At 62.2% G+C, this 13,680-nt stretch carries 19 protein-coding genes; 6 read left to right on the plus strand and 13 right to left on the minus strand.

The annotated features are described in order from the left end of the window. Positions 1–519: 519 nt before the first annotated feature. On the minus strand, positions 520–1,092 hold the full coding sequence (locus CK215_RS16625) for a DUF1003 domain-containing protein (RefSeq protein ID WP_095783904.1): 573 nt from the start codon (positions 1,090–1,092) through the stop codon (positions 520–522). A 182-nt stretch (positions 1,093–1,274) separates the two neighbouring features. Here CK215_RS16625 and CK215_RS16630 point away from each other — a divergent pair, with 182 nt between their 5' ends. Further along, positions 1,275–1,907 (plus strand): hypothetical protein, encoded by a 633-nt coding sequence (locus CK215_RS16630; protein WP_095831571.1) that lies wholly within the window; start codon positions 1,275–1,277, stop codon positions 1,905–1,907. Positions 1,908–2,160: 253 nt separating this feature from the next. Next, positions 2,161–3,135 (plus strand): nucleoside hydrolase, encoded by a 975-nt coding sequence (locus CK215_RS16635; RefSeq protein ID WP_095831572.1) that lies wholly within the window; start codon positions 2,161–2,163, stop codon positions 3,133–3,135. Positions 3,136–3,293: 158 nt separating this feature from the next. Here CK215_RS16635 and CK215_RS16640 read toward each other — a convergent pair whose 3' ends face one another. From CK215_RS16640 to CK215_RS16685, 9 genes are all read right to left on the minus strand, one after another. Then, the gene (locus CK215_RS16640) at positions 3,294–4,193 is read right to left on the minus strand and encodes a DUF3618 domain-containing protein (protein WP_066994790.1); all 900 of its coding nucleotides are present in this window, start codon (positions 4,191–4,193) and stop codon (positions 3,294–3,296) included. Then, complete coding sequence (locus tag CK215_RS16645; protein ID WP_066994794.1) at positions 4,190–4,582, minus strand: phage holin family protein; 393 nt, start codon at positions 4,580–4,582, stop codon at positions 4,190–4,192. Before CK215_RS16645 ends, CK215_RS16640 begins: the two co-directional genes overlap by 4 nt. Continuing rightward, positions 4,579–5,217: a hypothetical protein gene (locus CK215_RS16650; protein ID WP_095831573.1), complete on the minus strand. Its 639-nt coding sequence runs from the start codon at positions 5,215–5,217 to the stop codon at positions 4,579–4,581. The genes CK215_RS16645 and CK215_RS16650 overlap by 4 nt, the downstream gene beginning before the upstream one ends. A 163-nt stretch (positions 5,218–5,380) precedes the next feature. Continuing rightward, positions 5,381–5,710, minus strand: coding sequence for a hypothetical protein (locus CK215_RS16655; protein ID WP_095783909.1), 330 nt, complete (start codon positions 5,708–5,710; stop codon positions 5,381–5,383). A 2-nt stretch (positions 5,711–5,712) separates the two neighbouring features. Continuing rightward, positions 5,713–6,072, minus strand: coding sequence for a hypothetical protein (locus tag CK215_RS16660; protein WP_095783910.1), 360 nt, complete (start codon positions 6,070–6,072; stop codon positions 5,713–5,715). Beyond that, positions 6,072–7,292: a divalent metal cation transporter gene (locus tag CK215_RS16665; protein WP_095783911.1), complete on the minus strand. Its 1,221-nt coding sequence runs from the start codon at positions 7,290–7,292 to the stop codon at positions 6,072–6,074. The genes CK215_RS16660 and CK215_RS16665 overlap by 1 nt, the downstream gene beginning before the upstream one ends. Beyond that, on the minus strand, positions 7,289–7,720 hold the full coding sequence (locus tag CK215_RS16670) for a hypothetical protein (protein WP_141245488.1): 432 nt from the start codon (positions 7,718–7,720) through the stop codon (positions 7,289–7,291). The genes CK215_RS16665 and CK215_RS16670 overlap by 4 nt, the downstream gene beginning before the upstream one ends. A gap of 93 nt (positions 7,721–7,813) precedes the next feature. After that, on the minus strand, positions 7,814–8,788 hold the full coding sequence (locus tag CK215_RS16675; protein WP_095831574.1) for an alpha/beta hydrolase: 975 nt from the start codon (positions 8,786–8,788) through the stop codon (positions 7,814–7,816). Between the two features lie 457 nt (positions 8,789–9,245). Beyond that, the gene (locus tag CK215_RS16685) at positions 9,246–9,563 is read right to left on the minus strand and encodes a hypothetical protein (protein WP_095831576.1); all 318 of its coding nucleotides are present in this window, start codon (positions 9,561–9,563) and stop codon (positions 9,246–9,248) included. 176 nt (positions 9,564–9,739) lie between these two features. Here CK215_RS16685 and CK215_RS16690 point away from each other — a divergent pair, with 176 nt between their 5' ends. Beyond that, on the plus strand, positions 9,740–9,982 hold the full coding sequence (locus tag CK215_RS16690; RefSeq protein ID WP_095831577.1) for a hypothetical protein: 243 nt from the start codon (positions 9,740–9,742) through the stop codon (positions 9,980–9,982). A gap of 56 nt (positions 9,983–10,038) precedes the next feature. Here CK215_RS16690 and CK215_RS16695 read toward each other — a convergent pair whose 3' ends face one another. The 3 genes from CK215_RS16695 to CK215_RS16705 all read right to left on the minus strand — a co-directional run bounded on the left by CK215_RS16695 (position 10,039) and on the right by CK215_RS16705 (position 11,640). Then, complete coding sequence (locus CK215_RS16695) at positions 10,039–10,431, minus strand: low affinity iron permease family protein (RefSeq protein WP_095831578.1); 393 nt, start codon at positions 10,429–10,431, stop codon at positions 10,039–10,041. A 275-nt stretch (positions 10,432–10,706) separates the two neighbouring features. Further along, positions 10,707–11,228, minus strand: a complete 522-nt coding sequence (locus CK215_RS16700; RefSeq protein ID WP_095831579.1) for a ferritin-like domain-containing protein — start codon at positions 11,226–11,228, stop codon at positions 10,707–10,709. 109 nt (positions 11,229–11,337) lie between these two features. Continuing rightward, the gene (locus CK215_RS16705) at positions 11,338–11,640 is read right to left on the minus strand and encodes a DUF982 domain-containing protein (protein ID WP_066994825.1); all 303 of its coding nucleotides are present in this window, start codon (positions 11,638–11,640) and stop codon (positions 11,338–11,340) included. A gap of 413 nt (positions 11,641–12,053) precedes the next feature. Between CK215_RS16705 and CK215_RS16710 the strand changes: the two genes are divergently transcribed. From CK215_RS16710 to CK215_RS16720, 3 genes are all read left to right on the plus strand, one after another. Next, positions 12,054–13,043, plus strand: coding sequence for an SDR family oxidoreductase (locus CK215_RS16710; protein ID WP_095831675.1), 990 nt, complete (start codon positions 12,054–12,056; stop codon positions 13,041–13,043). Positions 13,044–13,260: 217 nt separating this feature from the next. Continuing rightward, entirely contained in the window at positions 13,261–13,443 is a 183-nt protein-coding gene (locus tag CK215_RS16715) for a hypothetical protein (RefSeq protein WP_095831580.1), read from the plus strand. Then, positions 13,440–13,667, plus strand: coding sequence for a DUF768 domain-containing protein (locus CK215_RS16720; protein ID WP_095779498.1), 228 nt, complete (start codon positions 13,440–13,442; stop codon positions 13,665–13,667). Before CK215_RS16715 ends, CK215_RS16720 begins: the two co-directional genes overlap by 4 nt. Positions 13,668–13,680 lie beyond the last annotated feature (13 nt).

Here is a 13,680-nt window from a genome sequence, read left to right on the forward strand (position 1 = left end):
CGCAGTCGTTTCCAGCCGGATGCCAACGCCACAAACGATAGCGACAGGGACCGGCGCAGCCTGTAAATAACATAACGCGGCGCAATCATTTTCAACCACTGCGCGCCCGATCCATAGTATGCCTGTGCGGCTGTAATAAATCCATTGGTGAGTCACGCCCAATGACGCGCTCGGGGCGTCGATCTGGTGCTTCAGGATTGGGATTGGGGTAAGAGCCATCGGCTCGTACTGAGCGAGTCTTTGCAGGCCCGCGAGGTCAGGCAAATGTAGGACGCGCGAGTTGCTGGTGATGAGCTGTTCGACACGCAGTTGCTGAACTACCGATTGAGATGGGGCACACTCAGTGCGAGCGCGTCCGCCATGACTTCCCCATGCGGTATAAACCAGCTCTGGCAAATGGCCCGTTCGGGCGTCTCCCAGCTATTTGCGCAGGCGGGATGATGGCGGCGCCCGGCGGGAGCATGGAGTGCACGATAGGCCTTCTGCAGCTTCTGCTGGCGTCCGGTGGATACGGATCGGTCAGCCGACCGTCGCTTGACCCGTTGCCTCCTTAATCTTGTCCAAGACCGCTTCAGGCGCCACGTCGCGCTTCAGCTCCTTCAACTCATTGTCTGCTTCCGTCGGAACATCCAGGCGCTTCGCGATCTCCTCGACCAGTTTGATGAGCTTGGTCGTCTCATGCTCGTTGAGCAGGCTCACCTGCAGATCGAGGTCTGCCCGCGCATCATCCTGGGCGGCCATGCGGTTCTGGTTGATCAGTACGAACGTTGAGAGAAAGATCGCCTCGACCGAGGCGAACATGGCCAGGATAACCAGAGAAGGATCCCAGGGTTTTATAAAGTTCACGATCCCGAAATTTAGGCCGATCCAGCCGCCAAAGAAGACGAGGTGGATGTAGACGAACATCATGCTGCCGGCAAACCTGCTGATTGCCGCCGCCGCGCGCTGCTCCAGCGATGCTGTCTTGGCATCGCGCTTCCGCCTCTCGACCAGTGCCTCGATGTTCCGCGCCAGGGCAGGGGCGAGGCCTTCCGCCGCCGGCGTGGTCGGAGTGGCGTAGCCCTGGTCCTCTGGGGCGGCTTTGGGATTCATTGTTGTCTCTCCCGTCTAGGCAGCCTAACTCGCTATTTGGCAATTCGCTCCATTTCACCGCTGTCCAGAGTGCCGAACGAGCGCCTTGTCCGGCGATCCTGCCCGATGCAACAGCGGTTGCTGCAGACCGGTGCAGGCTCGCTTCGCGTTGAGTTCGCAGGGCAGGACTCCTACTTAAGGGGATGCCCGCGAGCAGAAAAATCGATTCGACTGCAAGGCTGGTTGCAGAGTGGCCGCTATCCCCGGCGGCGACGCTTGGATCGTCGGTGCGGGCGAGGGGCATTTTTCTTGAAATGCGCGCTCGCCTTCCGACGGACTTGAGAAGCCTGCTCCATAGCGAGTCCCGGGTTCTTACCTTGCGTCTGCCGGAGGGCTCCCATGCCAATGTTGAGGCCGCATCGGCGATCGTGTCCAAAGCCATGCAGGACATCGAAGACCTGCCCGTCATGCCTCGCGAGGTCGAGGACATTCTGACGATCTCGGCGGGCGAGCGTCACCGCTGGCTCAAGGCCGGCCGCTTGCAGAGCGCCGGGACGCGGACGGTGAAACTGCGTGGCCGCGCGAGGAAGATCACCTTCCACGTTTTTGATCCGCGCCTGATCGAGGATGTGCTCGACCGTGACCTTGTAGCGGTCTGGCGCGAGGAAGACGCTGCGAGAGCCGCCGAGAACCGACGCCGAGCCGCTGCAAAGGCGGCGCTCAAGCGCTCGCAAAAGAGCCGCGGCGCGGCCGAAACCGACGACAGCCAAAGCGAGGCAGTCCACTCCAAGTTGCGCGGCTGGGAAGACTTCGAGAGCGACGGGCTCCTCCGCTGAGGCGGGACGCCGTGTCATCTCCCTGGGTGGACCGCAGCGGCCTTTGAGGACAGCGATGTCGGCCTCGCGGTCCACACCGGGCGGCGAGAGACGACGCGCCGACGGAAAACACGTCACGCGCGTCACCCGGCGACATATTCACGATACTCTTCGGTGGTGACACTCGGAGCCACGATTCTGTCGGCCTCGCTTCTCGAAGAAGGCTGGCTAAGACAATTGGCGGCAGTGTGGGAAAGAGCGTGACCATAGAGACATGACAAAGCAGAGAATTCTTTTCGATACCGATCCTGGCGTAGATGATGCCCTTGCGCTGCTTTACCTGCACCGTCATCCGAACATCGAACTGCTCGGCATCACAACCGTCTTCGGCAACGCATCGATATCGGTTACAACGCGCAATGCCAGGTTCCTCGCCGAGGCTTGGGGGATCAAAGCGCCCGTTCACGCCGGTGCTTCCGTTCCGCTAAACTGGTCCGGGGCGCCGCACCCCTATCCTGTCCATGTTCATGGCGCGAACGGGCTGGGGGATTATCCTATCGCCCAGGAAGCGCGGGAGGAGAAGGACACTGCCGCGCGATTCATTGTCGATACCATCCGGCAGAATCCGCGTCAGGTGCGGTTGCTTGCTGTCGGAGGCCTGACCAACTTGGCGCGGGCACTGGAGGTTGATCCGGCGATAACAGATCTGGTGCAGGACGTCGTCGTTATGGGCGGCGCGTTCGAAGTCCCTGGCAATGTGTCGCCCGTTGCCGAGGCCAATATCTACGCAGATCCGAAGGCAGCCGATCGAGTGTTTGCAGCCTCGTGGAAAGTGACCGCGGTTCCGCTCAATCTCACAAATCAAACGGTGATGACGCGACAGGATCTCGCCGCGGTCTCGGAAGGTGCCGATGCCGCCATGCAAATGGTAGCCGCACTGTCGCAAGGCTACATCGACTTCTACCTGCAATGGGGCGAAGCGGGTATGCTCGTGCACGACTGCAGCGCCGCCGTCTACCTGACCGACCCGCACTTATTCGCCACCCGATCCGGTTCGATCGTCGTATTGGAGGACGGCCCGGCGGCAGGTATGACCGTGCAGAGACTGGGCGCCGCCAGTTATTCACCGAACAAATGGGATCAGCGTCCAGTCCAGTCGGTGTGCGTTGGTGGCGATGCTGCAGGAATCTTGGCGAGGATTTACGCTGTCTGCAGGGGAAGTTTCGCGGAGCCATCCCCAAAAAGCTAAAAAGGCTCCCTCCGGCGAGAGAGCCGCGATAGCGCGGCCGAGCCTGTGGCGCGGCTTCTACCCGCAGCCATCCAACGGGTCGGGCTCGAATGGTTCACCAGGCCCGACGCGAATGTTCCTCGAACGCGATTCTTGCAAATCGATCCGGTCTGTTCAGATCAGGACTTGTTCGTTGTCGACGGTTCGGTATCGGACAGCCTCCGGTGCACCGCCTCATCGGCTTTGTCGGCGGCGGACTTGACGACATCGCTGACCTTGTCAGCGAGCGTACCTTCGCTCGACGCCTGCCGTCCTGCTTCGTCGCTGGCCGCCTGGTAGGCTTCGGCTGCAACCTGCTTCACCTGGTCGACGCCCTTCTCGAGCGCGTCCTCGGCCCTTTCGCGAAGCTGTTCGCGATAGCCGCCGAGCCGCTCGTCTTCGAGTTGCGTGTGGGGCAGCATCGCGCCGATCGCCGCTCCGATCGCGAGACCGACAGCAGCAACTGCCAGAGGCTGATCCTCCATCAACTGCTGCGCGGAACGAGTGGCCCTCGTCGCCATGTCGGCCGTGGCTGTCGCCGAGTTCGTCAGCGTCTCCGCCGCGCCGCTGGCCATGCCAGATACGCTGCCGGCTGCGCTGCTGGCCATGTCCGACATGGTGCCGGCCGCACTGGTGGCCATTCCCGAGACAGTGCCGGCCGCACCGCTGGCCATGTCGCCGACAGAGGCATAGGTGTCCGAAGTCATGGCTCCGGTTCCCGCCGTGGATGTGCCGTCATGCCCGTCGGAACCGCGACGGGTCGCGTAGCCGGGCGCGGCGGTTGCGGCGGAAGCGCCGCTGCCCAGCATCAGCCAGGCCAGACCGGCGCCGATTACGGTCAATGGCAGAGGATTGTCTCGCACCTGAGCCTTCAGGTTGTGGAGCATGTCGGAGCCTGCACCGCCGCTGAAAATACCGGTGAACTCATCGAAGAGCTGGCCGGGCGTCATCTTGCCTCGAATGGACTCGGCGGTCGCCACCACCCTTGCTCGCGTGGCCTCGGCTTCGCGTTCGAGTTCGGCTGCGGATTTGTCGCTCATCTCGCTTGTTCCTTGATTACGTTCGCGTCACGCTTCAGTTGCTCCTGCGTACGGTCCGGCGCCAGCTCGGAGGGCGACATGCTTGCCATGCCGGTCCGCAGGAGGATGACACCCAGCACGGCAACGACCACTCCGACGAGCAAAGCGGACCAGCCGGCGCCCAGGCCGAGGCGGGTCAGGGCAATGACGAGCGCTTGCAGCAGCACTATCAGCGCGGCGAGAAGACATACCGCGCCGCCCAGAACCCCGACGGCGCCGGCCTCCGCTTTAGTCACGCTCTCGGATAGCTCCGCCCGCAGGAGTCTGGCCTCCGTTTGCACCAGCGTGCTCACCTGCTGTGCCAGGTCGGCGACCAGAGTGCCGAGGCTTTGGTTGTCTTGAGTGTTCATTTCTTTAGCTCCGCTGCCTTCCTGGGAGCGCCGCCGTCGACGCCCCAATTGGTCGTCGCGTCATCCCATGGCTCGCTCGCCTGCGCACCAGTCTGCCTGCTCGTTTCCCTACCAGTCTTCCCAGTCTTCCGTGGCGTCGCTGCGCTCTGCCCCGCGCGGCGTGTTTCCGGGGGAGAAGCCTTTATGAACCGTCCGAGCGCCAGTCCTGCCAGCACCGAACCAGCGATCAGAGTGCCGGGATTTTGGCGGCCGAAGTTCTGAATTTCCTCAAGCACCTCGCCGAAGGGCTTCTGCTTCAACGAGGAGGACAGCCTCTCCAGTCCGCCTGCCGCATCCCGCATGAAATTCGACGCCGAGCTCTGGTCGCTGTTTGCCAGATGGTCGCTTGCCGCACGCAGAGCGCCGCCGAATGCCGCCAGGCTCGATCCGATGTCGCGCTGCGTTTCCTCGGCCCTTTCCGACAGGGCCTCCTGTGCTTCCGACGCATAGTCGACTGCCCTGCGAGCAACCTCGTCGCGGGCATCGTGGAGCGCTTCGCCGGCGCTTTGGGTTTCTTTCTTAACTCGATCGGAAACTTCGTTCTTCGCCTTGCCGAAGTCGGCCGGCTCGCGGCCCTGATTATTTTCGCGCTGCATGACGCCTCCTAATGAAAGCCGAGAAAGGAGAGTATCGCGAGCACAACCACGATGAGACCGATAAGATAGATGACACTGTTCATGGCGCAGGCTCCTCCTTGCCTGTTCCAACTTCGCGCCCGCCGCGATGTTCCCTTCCGTGACCAGGATTTTTTGTAAGTAGCTACTTACCCCGATCGGCGCCTCCGAAGCCGGCAAGCTCGTCATCCGAACAGAGCAGCCGCGGCTGCGCCGGATCGGAGATATCGAGCTTGTCCCAAGGTATGCGGTAGAGGCCCTCGCGGCGGCGCAGCGCGAAGAGGTCGAGCAATGCAGTGCCGATGGCCGAGGCCGACAGGCGTTCAAAAGCTGCGAAGATGCCGACATGGAATTCGGTGACGACGAGGTCGTCGCCGTCCTGCTCGGCGATGACCTCCTCGATATGGCCGATGCTCCTGCCGCCCTGCGAGAGAACGCGCCGGCCAGCCAGATGCTCGAGATTCACATTTGCCATCCTCAGGCTCCCGGGATTCGGCCGACGATGCGATCGCGCAGCCAGCTCTGCCAGGCCAAGATCTTGGTCCTGCGCACGTCGATATCGAATTCGATGTCGACGCCGATGTCGCGCACCTTGGTCCAGGCGATGCGATGCGGCCGTGCCTGCTGCTTCCCGCTCAGCCTTGCGGCCAGCCGCGCGCTCAATCGACCAGGCCGAGCGCCAAGCCGTCGGGCCAGCGCAATCGCGCCAAGCTCGACCGCAACGACCCTCGGCGGCTTGCCCTGCCTCAGCTCGGCGACCAGTCCATCCACCTTGCCGATCTTGACCTGCTCGCGGTCGACGACCTGCTTGTCCAGGATATCGCGCAGCAGCTGCATCAGGTGCCTCCGAATATCTGCAGGGGAATAGTCACCACCGCCAGCACGAAGCCGAGCGCGATGACGAAGATCACGGCGGCATTAGAGACGACGCCGTTGCGGTGCTGGCCGACATAGCGCTCGTCATTCAGAAGGAAGAGGAACGGCACGACCGTCAGCGGCAGACTGGCGGCGGTCAACGCCATTGAGAAGATGGTGAGCCTCAGCGGGTCGAGACCAAGCGCTATCGGAACGGCTGCAAAAAAAAGTGTGAGCGTGTAGACGAGACTGAAGCCGGGATCGTCGCGCGGCTTGAGATCCTCGCCCCAGGTCCAGCCGAACCCTTGCGCGACGAGATAAGCCTGCTGCAGCGCCACTTCCAGAGCGGCTCCGAAACAGGCGATGCCGAGCGATGCGACGAAAAGGACGAAGCCCCAGAAGCCGAACACCGAGATCAGCATCAGCGGGAGCTGGTTGTAGTCGTCCACCTGGTTCACGCCGTGGGCGCCGAGCACAAGCGCGGCCACGATCAGCACGGCCACGGAGATCGTTCCTCCGAAGCTCATGCCGAGACCGGCAATCGCCCGATTGGTGCCGAGGTAGCTCTTGTCCCATTGATCCTCGATCGCGCCCGAGGAATAGAACATGAAAAGGTAGGGCGAGATGGAAGCGCCGAGGATGCTGACGGCCATGAACCAGTAGTTCGCCGTATCGTGTTGCGGCAGGCTGGGCACGGCACCGGCAGCCACCTGTTTCCATTCGGGCTTCAGCATCACCGCTGCGACGACGAAGCAGAGCGTGATCAAGCCAAGCATCGATACGCCTTTCTCGATGAGGCCGAACGTGCCTTTCCACAGCAGCAGCCACGCGAGGAAAGCCGCTGGCAATGCCCACCATTGAAAGCTGATCCCGGTGGCAAGCTCGGCAGCGATGGCAACCCCGCCTATTTCTGCGGAGAGGACCAGGAAATTGACCAGAAGGACTGCAAGCAGCGGCCAAAGGAAAGCATTGAAGCCGAAGCGTTCGCGGATGCCGTCGGCGATGGTGTGGTGGCTCACGGCGGCGAAGCGACCGGCCATCTCGACCAAGAAAATGATGCAGATGGTGCCGAGCACGATCGCCCAGATGAGTTGGAAGCCGAACAGGGCACCGGCCTGCGCCGCCGTCGCCATCGAACCGACCTCCAGGAAACCACCGACGCTGGTCACGACGCCAAGCGAAATTTCCAGCAGCTTCTTCATCGTTGCGGCGCGAAATAGCCGCGATAGGCCGTGGCGAGATCCGCCTGCGCGGCGCGAAGCTCATTGCGTGCCCGGCTGGCCTGCGCCTCCTGTTCGGCCTCGACCGCGCTCTCGGCCCCGCTTGCCGCGGTGGACAGCCGGCTGACCGCCGCCTTCAGCGTGTCTCGCTTTGCAGGATCGGACGGGGAGGCCGATTCGACTTGCCGGCCGGCATCGGCGAGTGTCTCGGCGAAGGATTGTAGGGCAGAGGACGCGTAGTGGGACGGCGCGGCGCCGGAGAGCCAGGCATCGGTGACCAGCACCGCCGCCTGCGCGGTCGAGGCGGCACGCTTCGATTGCTGTTCGACGGTTTCAGACGAGGAGCAGGAAGCAAGTGTCAGTGCAAGCACCTGCAGTAAAGGCAGTTTCCGCCGAGCAATGCTGCGCAATGCTTCCTCTCACTGCTGCTGCTTCGAACATGGAGATAAAGCGGCGCCGATCGGAAGGTTCCCCGTCGAAGGCCGGTTGCACGGCACTGCCGCTCATCGGTCGCTCCGCTGCGCGTCCTCGGTGGTCGAAAGAGCGGCGATCTTGTCGATCATGGCGAGCACCGCCTGCGGGGCTGTCAGGTGCACCATATGCCCGGCATCGGAGACGATATCGACTACCGAGTTTGCGAGATCCACGTGCAGCCGAAACGCCTCGGCCGGCGCGTCGAAAAGCTGATCGCCGGCGCCGGCGATTATCCCAACAGGAACGGAAATGTCGTTGTGCCGAGGCGTCACAAACGCCGCTGCGATCCACATCAGGAAGGACTCCGCCGCGATCGACCGCAGTTGCGAGGGGCGGCTCGCCAACTCCCTCGTCGTTGCGGTGAATGCCGCCGAGATCGCCGCCGGGCCAAATATCTTTCGCATTGACCAAGCCCAGCCAAGCCTGACCAGCGGCGGCAGCAAGGTGTGGCGGAAGGCCGTTCCGATCAAAGGCAAGATCGGCAACCCCGACAAGGCGAGTTCGAACCTTGGCGATGGATAGTGGTAGCCGGAGACAAGCACGACCCCGGCAACGCGCCCAGGGTGCCGTCGCGCCATCTCGAGCGCAACGGCGGCACCCCAAGAGTGGCCAAGAACAATATAGCGTCCAATTCCGAGTTTGGCGGCCGCGGCATCGATCAGATCGGCCTGCGCGGCGGCCGACCAGATCCTGCCGATCGGGCGCGAGCTCCTGCCGAAGCCTGGTCTGTCGAAAGCCAGAACACGATAGTTTGCGGCCGCTTTGTCGACGATGCCGCTTGTCGTGAAATCCTCGGCCGAAGAGCCGTTGCCATGCAGCAACAACAGCGGCATGCCCTGGCCGTCCTCGATCAGGTGCAGCCGCGCTCCGTCGACTTCGACGAAGCGTCCAAAACGGCGGCCGCGTAACGCCCGCCGCGCTCGCAGGCCATTGTAGAGGGCAAGCCCGGCCGCTGCCGCGGCGAGGAGGAGGACCACGTCGTTGAACGTGGCGATGTCAGGCATGATCCCGTGCTGCTACGGAGCCATTGGCACACGCCGCTGTTGAGAGAAGCGGCGGATGTACCCAGGCGCTGGCTTCCAAAGAAGGAGCTTTCAGGCCGAGCCCTTCTGAGGCAGCTTCGTCTCCTCATCGACCTGTTCCTGGAGAGCCCTGCGTTCGCGCTCTCTTCCCTCAGCGTCGACCGGTCGATCTTGCCGTTCAAGCTCGCGTTCCACCGTGTCGCGCGCGCCCTCGACAGGATCTTCCTGCGGCAAACGCTTATCTGTTCGCTTTGTGCCTTGTTCGCTCGCCCGGTCACGGTCCGATCCCAGTTTGGACGGATCGTCCTTTGCAGAATGCTTCGTCATTGGCTTACTTACCTATCTGGCCTGCCACGTCGGCGGATCACGTGCCGATCTGTTCAGAAGCAGCCCAACAGGCGAGCTGTCTCTTTGTTCCGGCCATCCGTGCGGCAGTTGGTCAGTCCCGATCCTCATGGTCTTCCGCCTGTGCCGGTTCCGACTCCTCGAGAGCTTCAATGACCGGGGCAAGCGAGGTCTCTTTCCGCGGATTTGATTCTGTCGGGTCCTCCTGCTCGGCGGTCATGTCGAGCGCCCGTTCGATTGCATCTTCGATATTGCCGATTTCCTCCTCGCGAACCTCGTGCCCGTAGCCCGCGGCGTCGGCGTCCTGCTCGAACTGTCGCACAAGCACCGGAACGCTGACTTGCGTGTCGGCAGGCAAGTTCCCGACGTTCTCCTCGAGCCAGCTTCGAAAGAACTCCTTGGTTGCACTCATGGGCCGCCTCCTTCGAGCTGAGAACGGCCGCCGTCTGCCAATGTTCCTCTGGCGGAGCTTGCGTTGCCGCGTCTTACGTCTGAGCGGTTACAACGAGGATCAGACGGGTCGCTCTTGCGCATGTTCGGAACGATCGAATCCAACTGCCGTTACCGACAAAAGAACAGGAGGAACCGGTGAGCGGACGCAGAACCCATGACCAGCAAGTGCGCATTCTGGAAGAACGTGAGAACACGAAGAACGCGCCCAAGGAATTCGACGCCAAGGCGGAGCTGAAGCAGCCGGCCGCGGAGCGCGAAGCGCGGCGGAAAGGTTCGGACCTCAGGAGCGACACGCCCGACCTCGTCGACCCCGATGATCGCAACATGCTTCGCGGCAAGAATCAGGAAAGCGGCCACAACAAGCATCGTGGCGACTAAAGCGCGTCACGCATGTTTTGGTCCCGAAGCCGGTTTCCACTTTCGGAAGACATGTTTTAGGCAGGGCGGCTTTCGGCGTGAGATGCGATCGTCCCCTTGCTGGCGGTCTTGGTTTGGGCACACCTGGTTCTGAATTCTTGGGCCTCCGCTTCCGTGAGATGCTCGATGCCGATGAAGTCGTTTTTTGCGCGGCCTGAGCGAATGAGCTCATCGAGCTTCGCCTGAATGGCCACGCCGTCGCGGTTCTGGGTATTTTGAATCAGGAAAACCATCAGGAAAGTAACGATCGTCGTCGCGGTGTTGATGATCAGCTGCCAAGTCTCGGAATAATGAAAGGCCGGGCCGGCAATGGCCCAGACGACCACCGAAACCACGCACAAGACGAAGGCCCATGCACGGCCCGCGGCATGGGCGACATTCTCCGCGAACCGATTGAATGCTTGTTCCAATGTTGAACTCCGGACTTTCACCCTGACGAAATTTCCCGCCAAGCCAGCCTGACGATATCGTACCGGATGAACTGCACCGAGGTGGAGCGGTCTATCCTGTCGGTCGGCGCTGGGTACCGGCAAGAAGTCAACTGAAGGCGGCGCGACGCCAAGAAGGCGACCGCTCAGCGTTTCGCGAGGAGGCGGGCCCCTCACTAATCGCGGCCCCGGTTAAAGAGACCGGGGCCGCGTCGCCAGTCGACTTTTGGCATGCGAATAAGCGTTTATCGGGCGCCTTACGCGGCCGCCTGCATGGCCCGCTTGTTCGCACCGCTTTCGCCGAGCTTGCTAAGTGTCTCGTCGGTGGCGGCTTCTTCCTTGAGGGTGTCGCGCAGCAAGGGGAGGGCGTCTTTCAGGCCCAGTTGCTCCGCCCAGGCAATCAGCGTGCCGTAGCGCGCTATTTCATAATGCTCGACCGCCTGGGCGGCAGCCACAAGGCCCGCGTCGAGCGCCGGCTCGTCCTTGTATTCCTCGAGGATCTCCGAACCCTCTTCAATGATGCCATCGATCGCGGGACACGTCTTGCCGCGCGCCGGCTTGCCCAGCATTTCGAAAACCTGCTCGAGCCGGTCGACCTGAGCTTCAGTCTCGGTGCGATGCTTTTCGAAGGCCGCGCCCACTTCCTGTGACTGCGCCGCCTTGGCCATCTTAGGCAGCGTCTTCAGGATCTTTTTCTCTGCATAATAAAGGTCTTTCAGGCCATCCACGAACAGGCTTTCCAAGCCGTTCGCCGCGCCGGACGAACTTCTCTTTGCCATCGACGTCTCCTTCGTTCGACTTTCTTGACCAAACAAAACCGGTGGGATCGATCGATGTTCCCGCGAAATATTTTTTGAAGCCGCGACGACGCGCCGAGGTGCGCGAGCGTTACTTCGGCGTGCCCTTGCCGTTGCGGGACGAAAGTTGGTCGAGCATGCTGAGCGCTGCACTGGGCCCCGCATGCTCCAGCAGACCCTGCTCGGCGGCCGCCTTCTTGAAGGCGGCAAAGGCGATCGCCGGCCGGCAAATCCCGTTGGTCGCGTCTTCCACCAGCCGGACCGCCTTGCGGTAGGCTGGTGAGTCCTTGCTCTTCCATTTCCGGCCAAGCGCCTTCTTGGCGTCAGCGATCGACGACACCATCATCGTGCCGCCGTTGACGAAGTGGATGGTGAGGGGCAGGAATCTGCTCAAGGCTCTTTCACCGTCCTAGCCATTCGCACACAGGCCGGGCGGGCCCCGAGGCGGGGCCCGACGACAAAGGCCGCGGTCGGCGCCGCCGCCAGGGGATCATCGGTCGAAAGGATTTCACGGTGCTACCGCCTGTTTGAGATCGCATAAAACGAAGCTGCCGCCGGGTAGTTGCATTCAGCCGGCCCGTGGCGGACAAAAAACGTGCTCCTGACTGATCGCCGTCCGGGTGAGCAGCGCCGGAGGCGGTGGCGGCCGTGGTTGAGGTCCCGACGGACGTCGCGACCGATGTCCGGATTGAGAGCCGGCAGCTTCGGAGCGAGGCCAACCTTTTCTGTTCGCGTGCGTTGTCCCTCGAATCGAAGGAGACACCGATGCCGACGAAATCCGCCAGGATGACCGACTCCGCCACACCGATGAAATCGGCCCCGCGGATCAAATCCACCTCCGAGCAGGCGGCCAGCAAGCAGCGGAGCGTGCAACGCAAGGTCGACGCGACCGATCGCGCCAAGTCGAATGGCAAATCCAAATCACAAGGCGCCATGCAGGCCGGCGCACGGGAATACCCAGTGCCGCCTTTCCCGAAGCAGCATCATCCGAAACCCGGCGAGGAATGGGCGATCGAGCCCGCGCCGCTCTACGACGCGCCGTTTTGGCAGGGATCGAACAAATTGGAAGGCAAGGTGGCGCTGATCACCGGCGGCGATTCCGGCATCGGCCGCGCAGTTGCCGTGTTGTTCGCCCGGGAAGGGGCGGATATCGCCATCGCCTATCTCAGCGAGGATCGCGACGCGAAGGCGACAAAGCAGGCAGTCGAGGCCGAAGGCAGGCGCTGCATCATCATGCGCGGCGACGTGGCCAGGCGGACCTTCTGCCACAAAGCGGTGGAGCGGACGCTGAAGGCCTTCGGCAGGCTCGACGTGCTCGTCAACAACGCTGCCTTCCAGGTGCATTCGACCGATTTCGCCGACCTCACCGAGCAGCACTTCGACACCACGCTGAAGACCAATCTCTACGGCTACTTCCACATGGCCCAGGAAGCCGTTCCGCACATGAAGCCGGGTTCGGCCATCATCAACACCGGGTCGGTCACCGGCATCGAAGGCTCGAAGGAGCTCGTCGATTATTCGATGACCAAGGGCGGCATTCACGCCTTCACCCGGGCGCTCTCTGGTAACCTGATCAGCAAGGGCATTCGCGTCAATGCCGTGGCGCCGGGGCCGGTTTGGACGCCGCTGAACCCGTCGGAGAAGGAAGCGGAGAAGGTCTCGCAGTTTGGGGCAAAGACCCCGATGAAACGGCCAGCCCAGCCGGAAGAGATCGCGCCTGCCTATGTATTTCTCGCTTCGCCGCAATGCTCCAGCTACATCACCGGCGAGATCCTGCCGATCATTGGGGGCTATTGACCGCGGCCGCCTATATGAAGGTCTTCGTGAAGAAGGCGGTTCTCGATCCGCCGGCCGTCTTGGTAATCCGGCCTGACGGCTGCCGCAGACAACCTGATTAGCCAAACGGCCGGCCAGGCAGTCGCAGACGCCGGGAAGAGTCCGAAGGAATTCAGATTTTTCGGCACAAGCCTGAACCTGTCGGCCTTTCGGCAGTTTTCAAGGCTAGGAGGTTTCGATGAACGAGCACACCGACAAAGGCGACTCGCATGACGGTGCCGTTGAGATCCTGGCCGGCCGATTGGCCAGGGAGACAGATATTTCCGAAGAGCAAGCCCGCCAACTGATCGAGTTGATCGGGACCGATTGGAATTCCCTGCTTCGAGAGGCTCATTTTCTGAAGGCGCGGCATCGCCTATGAGCGAACGCGGGGCCGAATTCTTTGGCGAATGGATTACCAACAACGTGATGCGCGGCAGCGTCGGCGCTGACATCATTTCCGTCGCGGAATTGACGACCAAGCTCTTTGCAGATGCGAAGGCCGCAGGTGTTTCCGAGCATGAGATTGAAGAGGAGATCGGGAGCGCTTACGATGCCATACTGGCTGCAATCGTCGGACTTGAGGACTCGGGCAAGTCCGATTGAAAGCCAAGGCAGC

Origin of the sequence: Mesorhizobium sp. WSM3864 (genome assembly GCF_002294955.1) — a bacterium.
Taxonomy (GTDB): Bacteria; Pseudomonadota; Alphaproteobacteria; order Rhizobiales; family Rhizobiaceae; genus Mesorhizobium.